Origin of the sequence: Bacillus sp. FSL W7-1034 (assembly GCF_038593365.1) — a bacterium.
GTDB classification, from domain to species: Bacteria; Bacillota; Bacilli; order Bacillales; family Bacillaceae; genus Bacillus; species Bacillus altitudinis.
Genome location: NZ_CP151989.1, coordinates 2,420,499 through 2,435,628 on the forward strand (window position 1 = coordinate 2,420,499; position 15,130 = coordinate 2,435,628).

The window sequence follows — 15,130 nt, forward strand, 5'->3', positions numbered from 1 at the left end:
CCTCTGTTCCCTAAGTCGTTACTATTCTAACATGACATGAAGGGATGTTCTATGTCTGTTTCTTTTCAATTTCATTGACCTTTTTTACAATATCATAAAACGCTTCATTTGTCTTAGCCCGGCCACTTGCCTCATCAAGGTGAACAACGACGAGAGCGTATGTTGGTTTTTCTGCCGGAAAGTATCCGGCAAACCACTTGTGATAAAGTGGATTCCCCTGTTTATCTTTGCTGCCGGTTTGGGCAGTGCCTGATTTCCCTGCTATATGGAACGGCAGGTCTTGAAATCTTCTTCCTGTTCCTTTGTCAGACGTCACCACCTGCCTTAAGTACTTTTGCAAGGTTTGAGCTGTATAGCGGTCAATACTGTCACCATCAGGTCGTTTGTTTTGAAAGGATAGCATCGTTGTTCCGTTTTGATACATCACTTTATCTGCAATCCTCACTTCTTTTCGTTCTCCGCCCCTTGCAATCGTTGCCATCATATTGGCAATTTGTAAGGGGGTTGTTTTGACATTTTTTTGACCAATCGCCGTTTGCGCAATGGCTTTTTTGACATGCTTGTCTCTTTTATCTCCCCACACACTGCCTGTTTCTTCACGATCAAACTGTTTGAATTGTTGCTTATGGTATACATCCCCTTCCCAGCCGGCTCGATCCACAAGCCCAAGCTTTGAAGCTGTCTTTTCAAGGATTTGATCATCTGTTTGGATGAGCTGCTCAGCGAGTGTCGCAAATGTATAATTACAGCTTTGCGCAAAGCTTTCAGACAGATTCAGTACTTCCTGCTTTCCTTCTGGCTCTCCATATAAATTCTTTCGACAATCATACATCGTTTGTGGCTGGTTCAAGTTTTTTTCAATCGCTGCGGCAAGTACGACCGTTTTAAATACAGAACCGGGAGCCATTGCGGTCAGCATGTAATTTCTTGCCTCATGCCGGTTTTTGCTGGTCACATTTGGAACACTCGCCATCGCCAGCACACTGCTATTTTGAATGTCGAGCAGAACCGCTCCGCCTTTTTCAACACCTTGTGCTTTGAGAACATTCTCCATTTCCCTTTGCATGTCTTCGTCCATGGTTGTCTGCACTTGCAGCGGATAAAACGAATGAGCTTCTGCTGTATATTTGACGTCCATCCCAAACAAAGGGTTTCCCCTTCCGTCCACATGATATAACAATTTTGTGTCTTGCTCTGGTAATAGAAATTCGTCAAATGTACTTTCCAAACCGAATGTACCGATCTCAGTGCGGATTGAAAGCTCTTTTTTGTCCGGATAACGTTTTCTCAAGAGTTCTGGATTCTCGCTTGTGAAACCTAATGTGTGGAGGGCAAGTCTTTTTTTGTCCTTCTCTTTCATATATACGCCGTAAACACCTGAATATTTCATATCATTGATGTCTTTTAGCTTTTTTTTCGTGATATCATCTTTTAAAATGAGTGGTTTCTTCGTTTCTGTCAGCTGGCTCTTCAATTCATCTTCTTCCATCTCAAGTATAGAAGCGGTTTGTTTTAAGTGAGGGAGGTCATATTGTAGGAAAGGAAATATGATGACCGCAGGCTCTTCTTTTGTGAGAAGTGCCTCGCCGTTTCGATCTAAAAATTCGCCGCGTCCGTCTGAAATGACTACTTCTTCTGTCCGCTGCCTGACACTTTCTTGGATCAAATTAATATCAAGCTTTGAAAAAGATTCTGTGAAAAACAACTGAATTTCTGCTAGTCTAAATAGGAGACCGAGCAATAAGATAAAAATAATGACACCTGTCCATTGGATTCTTCTTGTTTTCAGCATAAAAACACCTCGTCCCTATTGTGGACGAGGTGTTGATCGTATAAACGTAATTATGAAATTTTTACAATTTGGACGAACATTTCTCCGCCAGGTGTTTGAACCGTGACTTTGTCGTCTACTTGTTTGCCTAAAAGGCTTTTTGCAATTGGAGAATCGTTTGAAATTTTGCCTTCAAACGGATCAGCTTCTGCACTTCCTACAATCGTATAAGACTCTTCTTCACCGTCCGGTAATTCAACGAATGTCACCGTTTTACCGAGTGAAACAATATTTGAGTTACCTTCATCTTCAATAATTTTGGCATTACGAATCATATTATCAAGCGTTGTAATACGACCTTCTACAAACGCTTGCTCTTCTTTAGCAGAATCATATTCCGAGTTTTCAGAGAGGTCTCCAAAACTTCTAGCGATTTTAATACGCTCTACAACCTCTTTACGTTTAACCGTTTTCAAATATTCAAGCTCTTCTTCTAATTTGCGCTTTCCTTCTTCTGTCATTGGAAATACTTTCTCTTGTGCCATGAATCATTCACTCCTTCTATTAATCCTCATCATACAAGCTTTCTGCATGTGAGTGACGACTGAAATATACAAGAATGAGGACATATTCCGGCCCTCATTCCTTCTGTCCCATATTCGTAAAAGTCCATCTTACATGGCGTCCCTTTTAGATGCAACTATTATGCCTTTTTATTAGGCAGGAACAGCAGCGGTCTCATGATGATATATTATCTTCATCGCACAAACTGTGGAAAGGCACAGGAAGCTCCTGTACCTCGTTCGGCCATTTCGATCATATGTAGAAGAATAGCTTATCCATTCTCCATCTTCCAATACATAATATGGTCAGTGTACGATATGTCTATGCTATATTATTACAAAATTGCATTTTGATCAAGAATTGTTTGAAAATTTGTGATGATTTGTTTGTCGTTTTTTTAATATACTTTTACAAAGCAGGAATAACTGAAACTTTCAGCATCCCATCGTGATTTTCCTGTCTCCATTTCGCAGCATTGTTTTCCTATCATATCAAATCTTTTATTCAGAGGACTGCTTCTTACAATGCTCACCGATGATTTCGGACTAGCCATTACTAAAGTATTGACTACAAGAGCATGATGTTGAAAAGACCTTTACGTCGTAAAGGTCTTTGTTCTTCTCCACCATTTACTCTCCGCGGTTTTGAAGAATCGTTTGAATTTTTGTCACCATGAGGTCAATGGCCACATGATTTTGACCGCCTTCTGGGATGATGATATCCGCGTATCGTTTTGACGGTTCAATGAATTGATTGTGCATCGGTCTGACGACAGATACATATTGTTCAATCACGGAATCAATCGATCTACCTCTTTCTTTCGTATCACGTAAAATACGGCGAATGATCCGAAGATCTGCATCTGTATCCACATACAGTTTAATATCCATTAAGTTTCTTAGACGTTCATTTTCAAGGACAAAGATTCCTTCAACGATGATGACATCTTTGGGTTCAACATGTACCGTCTCTTCTGAACGTGTGTTTAGTTTAAAATCATAAATTGGTTTTTCAATGGACTCGTACTTTAGCAGCGCTTCTACATGCTCAATCATCAGGTCATTGTCAAATGCAAGCGGATGATCATAATTGGTCAGCAGGCGCTCTTCAAATGGCATATGACTTTGATTTTTATAATATAAATCTTGCTGAAGCATGAGGATTGAATGTCCTTTAAATTTTTCGTAAATGGAATTGGTGACGCTCGTTTTACCTGAACCCGAGCCGCCAGCGATTCCAATCACCACTGGTTTTTTCCCCATGTGCCGGTTATTTCCCCTTTCTCATCATGTTGCTAGGGTATACTTTTTGATCAAGCTTAAATTTCACAATTTGCAGTGGATGACGAGCGGCATCGAGTTCGTTCCCTTTTTCGTCCCAAATCGTCTCAATCTTGCATGTGAAATTTTCAATTTCTGGACCGAAAAATTCAACTTCGTCGCCAGCTTTAAAGAAATTACGCTGCTGTAATGTGACAATTTGTTCTTGTTCATCATAATGAAGTACAAGACCGACGAAATCAAAGGTCGTTTTCTTTCCGTGAATGCCAAACATTTGTTCATCCGTTCCTGGTACACCTTCAAAAAAGGCAGGAGCCGTGTCACGGTTGGCACATTTGTCTAATTCATCGAGCCATTCTTGTTGAATGACGAAATTGTCTGGATCCGCACAGTAAGCATCAATGACTTTACGATAGACACTGACAACTGTTGCTACATAATGAATGGACTTCATTCGTCCTTCGATCTTTAAGCTATCAATTCCCATTTCAATCATTTGCGGTATGGATTCGATGAGTTTTAAATCTTTTGGACTCATCGCAAATGGTGCGTCTTCTTCACTGAATAAAGGCGCTTCCTTAGAGCCTTCTAGTTTATAAAGATCATAATCCCAGCGGCAAGATTGGCAGCAGCCCCCGCGGTTTGAATCTCTCGCTGTCATATGGTTACTGAGCACGCAGCGGCCAGAATAAGCAATACACATGGCCCCGTGAATGAACGTTTCGATTTCAATATCCACTTTTTCTTTCATTTCTTTAATCTCTAGGGCGCTTGTTTCACGTGCAAGGACCACACGCTCAAGCCCCTCTTCCTTCCAAAACTGCACCGCTTTCCAATTTGAAAGTGACTGCTGTGTGCTCAAGTGAACTTCAAGCTTTGGAGCTACTCGTTTGCATGTTTCAATGATGAGTGGATCAGCGACAATAATTCCCGCTACACCCGCTCCTTCAATCCCTTGAAGATATTCTTCCAACCCGTCCATGTTTTCGTTGTGGGCGAAAATATTCGTTGTCACATAAATACGAGCACCGTATTTGTTCGCAAATGCGACACCTTCTGCCATTTCTTCGATTGAAAAGTTATCTGCATTTGAACGAAGTCCAAATTCTTTCCCGCCAATAAAAACAGCGTCTGCTCCATAATGCACAGCAATTTTTAGTTTTTCTAAGTTTCCTGCTGGCGCTAGCAGTTCTGGTTTTTTTGTAATGACACGTTTTCCATCGATCACTTCAGAAATTCCATCTTTTAAAAGTGCCATTTCCTCTGCCTCCTTTTATCTTAATAAACCGTTTCTTTAAAGAAGAACCCTGTATCGATTGAACGGTTGACAGGCTGGATCTCTTCAATACGCTCCACCCATTCATCTTTCTGATCTTCATAGGCTTCCTTATCAGTCACTAGTAAATCAATGGCTTTTCGATAGAGGGATGTCACCTCTGTCATATAAGAAAGTGACTTTAAAATTCCGTCAATTTTAAATGAGTCAATGCCTGCGTCGACAAATTCTTCTAATTCATCAATCATACATACATCATTTGGACTCATAATGTGTGTGCCATTTTCATCCTCAAAAATAGGATATTTGTTTTGACGCTCCTGGTCGTGAAGGAATAGACCTTCTTCCATATTTCTGCCTTCCACGTCCATTTGTTTGCCTTGATATTCAAAATAGTTGCCAACAAGTGTCCGTTTGGATTGGAACATACAGGTCATGCCGTGGACTTGAATTTCAATCTCCACTTCAGCGTTTTCTTTGATATCAATCACGCTATCCATATTGAGTTCTTTGGCAAGAACAGCACGTGTTGCGCCTTTTCTGCCCCAGTAGTTACAAGTGTAATAGTTTGTCCCAGTTGTTTCTGTACTCCAGTGCAGATTCAAGTTGACACCTGTTTCTTTTGCGGCCATGATCACTGCCGGATCTCCAAAAACGACACCATCCACGTTTAACCCATCGAGAAAGGTTAAATAATCTCCAAGCAGTGCCACACGGTCATTATGAAAAATCGCATTCATGGCGACATATACTTTTTTGTGATGTGCATGTGCAAGTTGAACCGTTTGTTTCACATCTTCTCTTGAAAACTCACCTGCAAGACGGATTCCATATGTTTGTTCACCTATTAAAAATGCGTCAGCACCTGCTTCAATGAGCGGCAGTACATCCGACACCTTGCTTGGCGTCACAAGCAATTCTGGTTTTTTCATGATTGGTCACCTCTTTTTGTACTAATAGCGATCCCATCTCCAACCGGAATGATACACGTTTGGTAGTCAGGATTTGACATCAGCCATTGATTGTATCGATCAATTTTGCCTATTAATTGTTTTTTTCGTTTATCTTCAATTTCTTCTTCATAATTTGTCGCAACTAAGCCTTTAAATAATACGTTGTCTGTAATAATCATTCCGTCATCGGACAGCATCGGTTCAAACAGCTCAAAAAAGCGTTGATACTGGCCTTTTGCCGCATCAATGAAGATCACATCATAGGGCGCCATCGTCTGAACCGTTTTAGCTGATTCGATCGCATCGCCAAAAAACACGTGAATTCTATCTTTGAAATGTAATTCTTCAATATTTCGTGTCGCTTCCTCATAACGTTTCGCATTTCGCTCAATCGTATAGATTTCAGCATCTGGTAGAGCTTCTGCCATTCGAATCGCTGAATAGCCAATCGCTGTCCCAACCTCAAGAATCTTCTTCGGTTTTTTCAAAGAAAGCAGCTGCAATAACAGTTCAATGCTCACCTTTTCCATGATTGGCACATGATGCTCTTTCGCATACTCCTCTAATTGAGCGATGGCATTAGGACTCGGCTCAATTAAATCTTCAATATAATCATTTATTTGATCATCTTCGATTGTCATTATATGTCTAGCTCCTTCATGACCTGAAAAAGAAGAGTCCTGCCTGCTGCAGCTCTCTTTCTCGTCAATCTTTCGTTCATCTAAGTAAAAACAACCCGATATATTTTACCACAAAGATGTGGTAATTGCGAACCTATAAAATGGATATAACAACGAAAAAAACTGCAGGCAATTTCACCATTGTCTACAGTCTTTTTCCTTTCACATGAGCGCTAGTTGCTGCCTGTGATGTATTTCGCTTTCGCTTTGTTGTGCTCATTTAACGTTTTCGTAAAGACGACTTCCCCATTTTTCTTTGCTAGGAAGTAAACAAAATCTGTTTTCTCTGGATGGAGTGCTGCTTTCCAAGAAGATTCTCCAGCATTGGCAATAGGTCCAGGCGGCAGCCCTTTGTTTGTATACGTATTATAAGGTGATTTCACTTTTAAATCTTTGTAATAAACACGGGACTTATGCTCGCCAAGCGCATAAAGAACGGTTGGATCTGTTTGAAGCGGCATGTCCTTTTTCAACCGGTTATAAAACACACTTGAGATTTTTGACCGGTCTGTTTTTTCGGTTGCTTCCATTTCTATCAGGGATGCCATCGTTAGGACATCATGGATGGACATCTTTCTCTTTTTCATGTCCTTTTCATACGTTTTCACATATTGATCTGTTTGTTTAATCATCGTGTCAATGATGGTTTCAAGTGATTCATCCTCACGATAAAACGGATACGTCGCCGGGAATAAATATCCCTCTAACGGATGCTTGACCTGTTTCCCGTTCACTTGTGATGTCACCGTTTTCGGGTATTTTTTCATTAATTTTTTAATAAAGGCTGGATCATCCAGCTTCGCTTCAACTTCCTTCGCTGAAAAATTCGTCTGGTTTGCAATAATAGATGCAATATCAGACAACTGTTTCCCTTCAGGTATCACAAGCTGAAATGCGTAGTCTGTCCCGCCAGATGTCAGCTTTTGAATTAGCTGATCCGCATCCATTGTTTGTTTGAGATGAAAATAGCCCGCTTTAAAGCCTGACGCTTTTTTGTACTTTGCATAGTAAGTGAAAATCGTGTCATTTGAAATCAGCTCTTTTTCTTTTAAAATGCTCGCGATTCCGCTGACAGATGTCCCATTTGGAATATGAATATTAATGGTTTGTTTGCTTTTTTGATCGACCGGCCCGAGTGCTGATTTTACATATAAAAAACCTGATAATGCTGCAATGATGATCACAGCAAGTACAGATAACAGGACGATCCCCATTTTTCGTTTAAAAAATGGTCGTTTCTTTTGTTCTGAAAACATGCATGGCCCTCCTCACATCTAGCTTTTATAGTACATGATTCGACGGAGTTCGGCAATTACTTGCTCATGCATGTCATGACAGAACTTGCCATAGTGTGGCTAAACCGACACCGCCTCCACTGCCAATTGCAGCCATGACATAGCTTCCATTCGGTAAGGCGCGGGCTTCGTAAAACAGTCTCACCATCATAGCAGCTCCCGAGGCGCTATATGGATGCCCAAGACAAAGCGCACCGCCTCTTTTATTGATACGGTCATAAGGAATACCTAGTGTCCGGGCAATGAGCACTACTTTGAGCGCAAACGCTTCATTGATTTCAAAAAGTGCAACATCTTCTATCTTCACTTGTTCTTTATGTAAAAGTTTCTTGATTGCATCAATTGGTGAAGCAGCAGGATAATGCGGGTCCATAGCGATCACGGCACTCCCGATATACCGCAGCATAGGGCTGAAGCCTTTTGCCTCCGCTTCTGCTCTTTCCATCACAACGACGGCAGCTGCACCATCTGCTTCTTTACAGCTATTGGTCACAGTCACAGTACCTTTGCCTGGTAAAAAGACAGGTTTTGCTCGCTTTATCAAGCTTGCAATCGGTCTTATTTTAGCTGCCGCTTCATCTGTACTCATCCCGCTAATCGGAACAATTTCTTCTGAATACGTTCCTTGCTTGAATGCGGTTATACTTCGTTCCCAGCTTAAAAGTGCATAGTCATCTTGCTCTTGTCTCGCAACTGAAAATCTCGACGCCGTCAGCTCTGCCGCTTCCCCCATATGAGGGTCCCCTATCCACTCTGGAGAAAAGCGGGCCCTTTCTTTCATTGGTGACCGAGAAATGCTTTCCGTTCCACCAGCGATATACATTGATCCCTCCCCCGACTGAATCATGATGCACGCCGTTCTAATGGCTTCAAGACCGGAAGCACACTGCCTATCAATGGTCATACCCGGAATATGTAATGAAAGCCCTGCTTCTAACGAGGACAGACGGGCAATGTTGCCACCACCCCCGACGACATTGCCTAAAATGATGTCATCTGGCTTGGTCACGTTTGAAAAATGCTGGATCAAGGGCGCAGCTAGATGCTCTGGCCGGTAATCCTTCAACATTCCATTTTTCTCACCGAAGGGCGTCCGCTTCGCTTGTACGATCACGGCTTGCATGATAATTGTTCCTCCGCCCACTTTTTCATACTGGCACGAGCGATTTTCCCTCCTGATGTTTCGATCATTTTGTCCGTGACGAGCCATTTTTTTGGTACTTTGTATGCCGCTAATGTTTCTTTTACAGCTTGCCGAATGGTTTTTGTTTGCTGTACATTCTCAATAATGGCAACAGGGATTTCGCCCCAATATGGATCAGGAAGTCCCATCACGATTGACCGATTCACCTCTGGCTGTTCATTCAGCACACGCTCAATTTCCTCTGGAAAAATATTCAGCCCCCCATAGACAATCATGCCATTCTCGCGGCCGCTCATATACAAGTAACCATCTTCGTCGAGCCACCCCATGTCATATACGGTCAGCCACTCTTCGGGCGGCTTTTCATCTTGTAAATAGCCTGAAAAAGACATTGGGCTTTTCACATAAATTCTCCCTATTTCATTTGGCTTGCAAACGGTTTGATCTGCCCTCCTGACTTCAACCTGAATAGAAGGAAAAGGCTTTCCGACAGAAGTAGGCTTTTGCAAAAAGTCATCTGAAGATAAATAGGAGACAAAACTCAATTCTGATGTTCCATAAAAATCAAAAAATGTGATGTGAGGATAGCGGTTGACGAGCTGTTTTTTTGAAGAGTTTCCCCAATCTGCACCAGAAGACAGGACAAGAAGCGGATTCTTTCCGAAAGCATCCATTTGCAGTAACGCTTCTGTCATGGTCGGAACCGTATAAATAACCGTGATGTCTCCTCTTTCTAAGATGTTCTTTGCTTTCTCTGGCACAAATTTTTCTAACAATGTCACGGTGCCCCCGAAATAAAGTGTGCTGATCGCACCGTATAAAAAATGAGAGGATAAAAGTGTGCCCAGAATCAGTACATGATCTTTATGTGTGATCCCAAAGACGGATGTTGTCATTTGAAAGCTCTGGATCCATGACTGCTGGCGTCTTATAAAGGCTTTGGGCGATCCCGTTGATCCTGAAGTAAATCCCATATAAAAAGCAGGATCTTCCTCCGGTTCACCTTTGTTCGATTGAACGTTTATGCTGAGGCTGATTCTTTCTTTCCATTCAGATAAAGAGAGCACTGGCATGTCCAGCTTGTACCTTTCAATTCTTTTGATATATCGATCTTCCACAATGACAAGGTCTGCCTCGCTTAATAAGAGCTTTTCCGCGCATTCCTTGTCACTCCACCGCGGATCAAGAGGCACCGCTGTCCATCCTGCAGAAGCTGCACCAGCAAATAGTTGGAGAAACGGAACACCATTTGATACTAAAAAAGCGACTCTTTTTTGCTGATGAGGCGTTTCTTTTAACCATTGTGCAGATGACTGCACACGCTCATGCCATTCTTCATAAGTGATCTTCTCTTTTTCATCTCTGATCGCCGTCTGATCTGGCTTCACTTTTGCATGAGCTGCATAGTTTTCCGTTATTCTCATCAAACTGCTCGCCTCCCTCTATGTAAGTCCCTTTTTCGATATGACATCGCTTGAATGATTTTCACCGTGAAGACGGCACATATCCCTGCTTTGATCAGATCACCCGGTAAATAAATGACGCTGAACAGAGCTGCTTGCGTGATCTTTATATGCATCATCATGGCTTGAAAGGGAATTCCGCCTATATATAATATCCCGATACTGCATACCGCATAGATTAAAAATAGTCGTAAGGCCGTCACTTTCTTCAGCCGGTTCAGCCACAGACTGATCATAAAGGCAGCCACTGGATAAGCAAGTAAAAAACCACCGCTTGGCCCAAAAAAGACCCCTATTCCGCCTCTCCCTCCAGATAAAAGAGGTGCGCCTGCTGCCACTATTAGAAGAAACAGAAGTAAACTAATCAGGGCTTGCTTTGGTTTTAACAGCCCTCCAGCAAGCAAAAGACCTGCGGTTTGTAAGGTGATTGGTACAGGTGTAAACGCAAGAAAAATAGGCGGAATCAATCCTAACATCCCAATAACTGCTGTCATGAATGCCATTTGCATCATATCGTGAATTTTCAATTTTCATACCCCTCACTCGATGTTTTTGATAAAAATAGCGTAAAAGGTCGAGTGATATATGTCAACTAAATTTCAATAATAGTTTACATATAGAATGTAAAAAAAGACCTGTGAAGAAAGATCACAGAGATCATGTTCACAGGCCTTTTATTCGTTCTATTCTTCTTCGTCTTCTTGATCTAAGAACGTATTTAACGTTTCTTCAATCATGTCCCACTCTTCATCCGTTTCAATTGGCTCTAATTCGCCATCTTCACCGTCTTCGTTTGGTGTGAAGCTTGATGCATGAATTTCAATTTCTTCGTTATCTTGTTCAGAAATTGGGTAGTAAAGAACATATGATTTGTTAAAATGGTCGCTTTCAAAAGTAAATAGTACTTCGCAAAGCTGCTCATTTCCATTATCATCAACGATTGTAATTTGCTTTTCTCCGTGTTCCATTTGATTCACCTCATTTTAATTTAAGCTGTCTAAGTATCCTTGAAGGATCATAACAGCCGCCATTTTATCAATGACTTTTTTACGCTTTTGTCTGCTCACATCTGCAGAGATGAGCATTTTTTCTGCTGCCATCGTTGACAGACGCTCGTCCCAAAGCACAACAGGAACATTGTACGTGTTTTCTAACACTTTCGCAAATGATTGGCTGGCCTCGCCTCTTGGACCGACCGTACCGTTCATATTTTTTGGAAAACCAAGTACAATTTTATCCGTTCCATATTGCGAGACGATCTCAGACAGGCGGCTGAGACCAAAGTCTCCGCCTGCTTCATCAATTTTAATGGTTTCAATCCCTTGAGCTGTCCATCCCATTTCATCACTGATTGCCACACCAAGGGTTTTCGTGCCTAAATCTAAGCCTAAAATTCTCATGTTTTACGCCTCTTTATGTGTCTCTAAGTACGATTTAACCAATTCCTCAATTAATTCGTCTCGTTCTAGTTTACGAATTAGGTTGCGTGCATCCTGATGTCTTGGAATATAAGCAGGGTCGCCTGACAGCAAGTATCCGACAATTTGATTAATCGGGTTGTATCCTTTTTCTTGGAGTGCGTCATAAACTGTTATGAGCACTTCATTCACATTGGTTTCAGCTGAATCATCAGAGAAGTTAAACTTCATTGTCTTATCAAATGAACTCACTGCTTCTTGCACCTCTCTTCCAACATTCTACTAGCAAGCTTTTTTCTAACCGCTCATCTAATACCATTATTCTACACTACATTGACTGATTATAAAACGGATTTGACAGATTCTTCGACAGTTGCCAGTGCTTCTTCAAGCTTTTCTGGCTGTTTACCGCCTGCTTGTGCCATATCTGGGCGTCCGCCTCCGCCTCCGCCGCAAATTTCAGCTGCCTGCTTCACAAGTTTTCCTGCATGAAGACCTTTTTCAATGACGTCTTTCGTCACACCGGCTGAAATGTTGACTTTTCCATTTTGAACGGCACCAAGTACGATGACAGCTGAACCTAATTTCGCTTTTAAGTCATCAACCATCGTTCTTAAATGGTTCATGTCTTTGGCGTTTACTTTTTCAGTTAACACGTTCACTCCGCCAACTTCGATGACTTTTTCTAAAATAGAGCCAGCTTCTGCTTGACTTAATTTCGCAAGAAGTGATTCGTTTTCTCTTTGAACTTCTTTTAAATCAGCCTGCAAGGAAGCGATGCGTTTTGGTACATCTTTTGTATTTGATTTCAGTTCATTAGCTGCCTTTTCTAAAATCGCAAGCTGATCATTTAATTCTTCATAAGCACCTTTACCTGTTACAGCCTCAATACGGCGTGTTCCAGCACCAATACCCGATTCAGATGCAATTTTAAACAATCCGATCTCCGCAGTGTTTTGAACGTGACAGCCTCCGCATAACTCGATGCTGTAATCACCCACTTGCACCACACGGACAATATCGCCATACTTCTCGCCAAACAGCGCCATTGCGCCCATTTCTTTTGCTTCAGCAATTGGTTTCAGGTCAATGGCAACCGAAATGCCTTCCCAAATCTTTTCGTTGACGATTTTTTCAATTTGTGACAATTCTTCTTTTGTTACTTGTCCAAAGTGAGAAAAGTCAAAGCGAAGTCTGTTTTCATTCACAAGTGAACCCGCTTGGTTAACGTGGCTGCCCAATACATCTTTTAGCGCTTGGTGCAAAAGATGTGTCGCTGTGTGATTTTTCACAATGCCTTTTCGAAGTGCTGATTCGACTTCTGCAGTGACTTCAATGCCTTTTTGAACCGTACCACTTACGACGACTCCTTCGTGGACATGCTGGCCGTTTGGTGCCTTTTTCACATCTTTGATATCAATGATCGCTTCGGCACTTTTTAACGTTCCTTTATCCGCCACTTGTCCGCCGCTTTCCGCATAGAAAGGTGTTTCATCTAATAAAATTTGCACCGTTTCCCCTTCGTGAGCTTCTGTGACAATTTCACCGTTTTGAAGCAATTCGATAATACGAGCATCTGCAGTTAAATTTTCATAGCCCACAAACGTACTTTCTGCTTTAATATCGCCTAAAGCCCCGCCTTGAACCTGCATACTACCTACATCTTGTCTGGCATTTCTTGCACGTTCACGCTGCTTCTCCATTTCTAGCTGGAAGCCTTCACGATCGACTGTCATGTTCTCATCTTCTGCATATTCTTCTGTAAGTTCGACCGGGAATCCATATGTGTCATAAAGCTTAAACACATCTTTACCGGAAATTTGTGAGTTGCCATTGTCACGTTCTTTTTTGATCACTTCTGATAAAATGGCTAACCCTTCATTCAGTGTCTCATGGAAACGCTCTTCTTCATTTTTGATCACTTTTGCAATAAATTCTTCTTTTGCTTGAACATCTGGATAGAAATCCTTCATGATCTCCGCAACAACTGGAACTAGATCATACATAAATGGACGGTGGATATGGATCGTTTTTGCATAACGCACAGCACGGCGCAGCAAACGTCTTAACACATAACCTCGGCCTTCATTAGAAGGAAGTGCTCCGTCACTGACGGCAAAGGCAACAGTACGAATATGGTCAGCAATGACTTTAAATGCTGTGTCTTTTTCTTTTGACTCCCCATAGCTTTCTCCAGAAATCGTTTCTACTGCACGAATAATCGGCATGAACAGGTCTGTATCAAAGTTCGTCGGTACGTTTTGAATCACAGAGACCATACGCTCAAGACCCATTCCTGTATCAATGTTTTTCTTCGGAAGCGGTGTGTATGTACCATCTGGATTATGGTTAAATTCAGAAAAAACAAGATTCCATACTTCTAGATAACGTTCATTTTCTCCGCCTGGATATAATTCAGGGTCGTTCATGTCGTTGCCATATGCTTCTCCGCGATCATAGAAAATTTCTGTATTCGGACCACTTGGCCCCTCGCCAATATCCCAGAAGTTGCCCTCTAGACGAATAATTCGTTCCTCAGGGACACCAATTTTATCTCTCCAAAGAACATACGCTTCTTCATCCTCTGGATGTACCGTTACAGATAACAGATTCGGATCAAAGCCAATCCACTCGTCACTTGTGAGGAATTCCCAAGCCCATTCGATTGCCTCTTCTTTGAAATAGTCTCCAATAGAGAAGTTGCCCAGCATTTCAAAAAACGTATGATGGCGTGCTGTTTTCCCTACATTTTCAATGTCATTTGTACGAATTGATTTTTGTGCGTTGCAAATACGCGGATTCTCAGGCACGACGCGGCCATCGAAGTATTTCTTTAATGTTGCCACCCCACTGTTAATCCATAAAAGTGTTGGATCGTCATGCGGTACGAGGGACGCACTCGGTTCGACAGCATGTCCTTTTTCTTTAAAAAAATCTAAAAACATTTGACGTACTTGAGCTGAAGTTAAAGTTTTCATCATAAATCCTCCCTTTTTTATTCTCAATCTTCACACAAACGAAAAAACATCCCGCCCTATGCAAGCAAAAAACTACTTACACAGGGACGAGATGCTCTCGCGGTACCACCCTGATTATAGACATATGCGTCTATCACCTTCACATCCGATAACGCCGGAAGAGAGCGGCAGTGTTTATCTGCACTCGGGACTAGCTTCCGTTAAAGGTCTGATAAGGCTTTTCTCAGCAAACAAAGCCTCTCTCTGCAACAGCTTTTTAACGTACTCGGGTCCGTCATTGAATTCAATATGTATGAATCGAAATTATT

14 protein-coding genes and 1 other annotated feature are annotated in these 15,130 nt (G+C 41.8%); all 14 genes read right to left on the reverse strand.

Annotated features, from left to right (window positions below):
* Positions 1 to 49: 49 nt before the first annotated feature.
* Positions 50 to 1,792, reverse strand: a complete 1,743-nt coding sequence (locus tag NST73_RS12495) for a penicillin-binding protein 2 (RefSeq protein WP_041090892.1) — start codon at positions 1,790 to 1,792, stop codon at positions 50 to 52.
* A gap of 50 nt (positions 1,793 to 1,842) precedes the next feature.
* Positions 1,843 to 2,316: a transcription elongation factor GreA gene (gene greA / locus NST73_RS12500; RefSeq protein WP_007501433.1), complete on the reverse strand. Its 474-nt coding sequence runs from the start codon at positions 2,314 to 2,316 to the stop codon at positions 1,843 to 1,845.
* Positions 2,317 to 2,964: 648 nt separating this feature from the next.
* Complete coding sequence (udk, locus tag NST73_RS12505; RefSeq protein WP_277518813.1) at positions 2,965 to 3,597, reverse strand: uridine kinase; 633 nt, start codon at positions 3,595 to 3,597, stop codon at positions 2,965 to 2,967.
* Between the two features lie 7 nt (positions 3,598 to 3,604).
* Positions 3,605 to 4,873, reverse strand: a complete 1,269-nt coding sequence (locus NST73_RS12510; RefSeq protein WP_342473378.1) for a U32 family peptidase — start codon at positions 4,871 to 4,873, stop codon at positions 3,605 to 3,607.
* A 20-nt stretch (positions 4,874 to 4,893) separates the two neighbouring features.
* On the reverse strand, positions 4,894 to 5,823 hold the full coding sequence (locus NST73_RS12515; protein ID WP_008342670.1) for a peptidase U32 family protein: 930 nt from the start codon (positions 5,821 to 5,823) through the stop codon (positions 4,894 to 4,896).
* Positions 5,820 to 6,485 carry an O-methyltransferase gene (locus NST73_RS12520; RefSeq protein WP_024718364.1) on the reverse strand — a complete coding sequence of 222 codons (666 nt, stop codon included), beginning with the start codon at positions 6,483 to 6,485 and terminating at the stop codon, positions 5,820 to 5,822. The genes NST73_RS12515 and NST73_RS12520 overlap by 4 nt, the downstream gene beginning before the upstream one ends.
* 212 nt (positions 6,486 to 6,697) lie before the next feature.
* Entirely contained in the window at positions 6,698 to 7,780 is a 1,083-nt protein-coding gene (gene mltG / locus NST73_RS12525; RefSeq protein ID WP_045034105.1) for an endolytic transglycosylase MltG, read from the reverse strand.
* A 73-nt stretch (positions 7,781 to 7,853) separates the two neighbouring features.
* On the reverse strand, positions 7,854 to 8,942 hold the full coding sequence (locus NST73_RS12530; RefSeq protein WP_342499118.1) for an acetyl-CoA C-acyltransferase: 1,089 nt from the start codon (positions 8,940 to 8,942) through the stop codon (positions 7,854 to 7,856).
* Positions 8,930 to 10,387 carry an acyl-CoA synthetase gene (locus tag NST73_RS12535; protein WP_342499562.1) on the reverse strand — a complete coding sequence of 486 codons (1,458 nt, stop codon included), beginning with the start codon at positions 10,385 to 10,387 and terminating at the stop codon, positions 8,930 to 8,932. The genes NST73_RS12530 and NST73_RS12535 overlap by 13 nt, the downstream gene beginning before the upstream one ends.
* Positions 10,387 to 10,953, reverse strand: coding sequence for a biotin transporter BioY (locus NST73_RS12540; protein ID WP_024718368.1), 567 nt, complete (start codon positions 10,951 to 10,953; stop codon positions 10,387 to 10,389). The genes NST73_RS12535 and NST73_RS12540 overlap by 1 nt, the downstream gene beginning before the upstream one ends.
* Before the next feature lie 156 nt (positions 10,954 to 11,109).
* Positions 11,110 to 11,394 carry a DUF1292 domain-containing protein gene (locus NST73_RS12545; protein WP_017358102.1) on the reverse strand — a complete coding sequence of 95 codons (285 nt, stop codon included), beginning with the start codon at positions 11,392 to 11,394 and terminating at the stop codon, positions 11,110 to 11,112.
* A gap of 15 nt (positions 11,395 to 11,409) precedes the next feature.
* The gene (gene ruvX, locus NST73_RS12550) at positions 11,410 to 11,826 is read right to left on the reverse strand and encodes a Holliday junction resolvase RuvX (RefSeq protein ID WP_003216519.1); all 417 of its coding nucleotides are present in this window, start codon (positions 11,824 to 11,826) and stop codon (positions 11,410 to 11,412) included.
* 3 nt (positions 11,827 to 11,829) lie between these two features.
* Positions 11,830 to 12,096 (reverse strand): IreB family regulatory phosphoprotein, encoded by a 267-nt coding sequence (locus NST73_RS12555; protein ID WP_024718370.1) that lies wholly within the window; start codon positions 12,094 to 12,096, stop codon positions 11,830 to 11,832.
* 89 nt (positions 12,097 to 12,185) lie between these two features.
* Positions 12,186 to 14,822 carry an alanine--tRNA ligase gene (gene alaS / locus NST73_RS12560; protein ID WP_342473385.1) on the reverse strand — a complete coding sequence of 879 codons (2,637 nt, stop codon included), beginning with the start codon at positions 14,820 to 14,822 and terminating at the stop codon, positions 12,186 to 12,188.
* Between the two features lie 79 nt (positions 14,823 to 14,901).
* Positions 14,902 to 15,109, reverse strand: a binding site (T-box leader).
* Positions 15,110 to 15,130 lie beyond the last annotated feature (21 nt).

Coding starts and splice junctions, on each gene's coding strand:
- ruvX (WP_003216519.1), bottom strand. CDS start 11,826: ATGAGAATTTTAGGCTTAGATTTAGGCACGAAAACCCTTGGTGTGGCA.
- NST73_RS12520 (WP_024718364.1), bottom strand. CDS start 6,485: ATGACAATCGAAGATGATCAAATAAATGATTATATTGAAGATTTAATT.
- mltG (WP_045034105.1), bottom strand. CDS start 7,780: ATGTTTTCAGAACAAAAGAAACGACCATTTTTTAAACGAAAAATGGGG.
- NST73_RS12535 (WP_342499562.1), bottom strand. CDS start 10,387: ATGAGAATAACGGAAAACTATGCAGCTCATGCAAAAGTGAAGCCAGAT.
- udk (WP_277518813.1), bottom strand. CDS start 3,597: ATGGGGAAAAAACCAGTGGTGATTGGAATCGCTGGCGGCTCGGGTTCA.
- NST73_RS12530 (WP_342499118.1), bottom strand. CDS start 8,942: ATGCAAGCCGTGATCGTACAAGCGAAGCGGACGCCCTTCGGTGAGAAA.
- NST73_RS12545 (WP_017358102.1), bottom strand. CDS start 11,394: ATGGAACACGGAGAAAAGCAAATTACAATCGTTGATGATAATGGAAAT.
- NST73_RS12515 (WP_008342670.1), bottom strand. CDS start 5,823: ATGAAAAAACCAGAATTGCTTGTGACGCCAAGCAAGGTGTCGGATGTA.
- NST73_RS12495 (WP_041090892.1), bottom strand. CDS start 1,792: ATGCTGAAAACAAGAAGAATCCAATGGACAGGTGTCATTATTTTTATC.
- alaS (WP_342473385.1), bottom strand. CDS start 14,822: ATGAAAACTTTAACTTCAGCTCAAGTACGTCAAATGTTTTTAGATTTT.
- NST73_RS12510 (WP_342473378.1), bottom strand. CDS start 4,873: ATGGCACTTTTAAAAGATGGAATTTCTGAAGTGATCGATGGAAAACGT.
- greA (WP_007501433.1), bottom strand. CDS start 2,316: ATGGCACAAGAGAAAGTATTTCCAATGACAGAAGAAGGAAAGCGCAAA.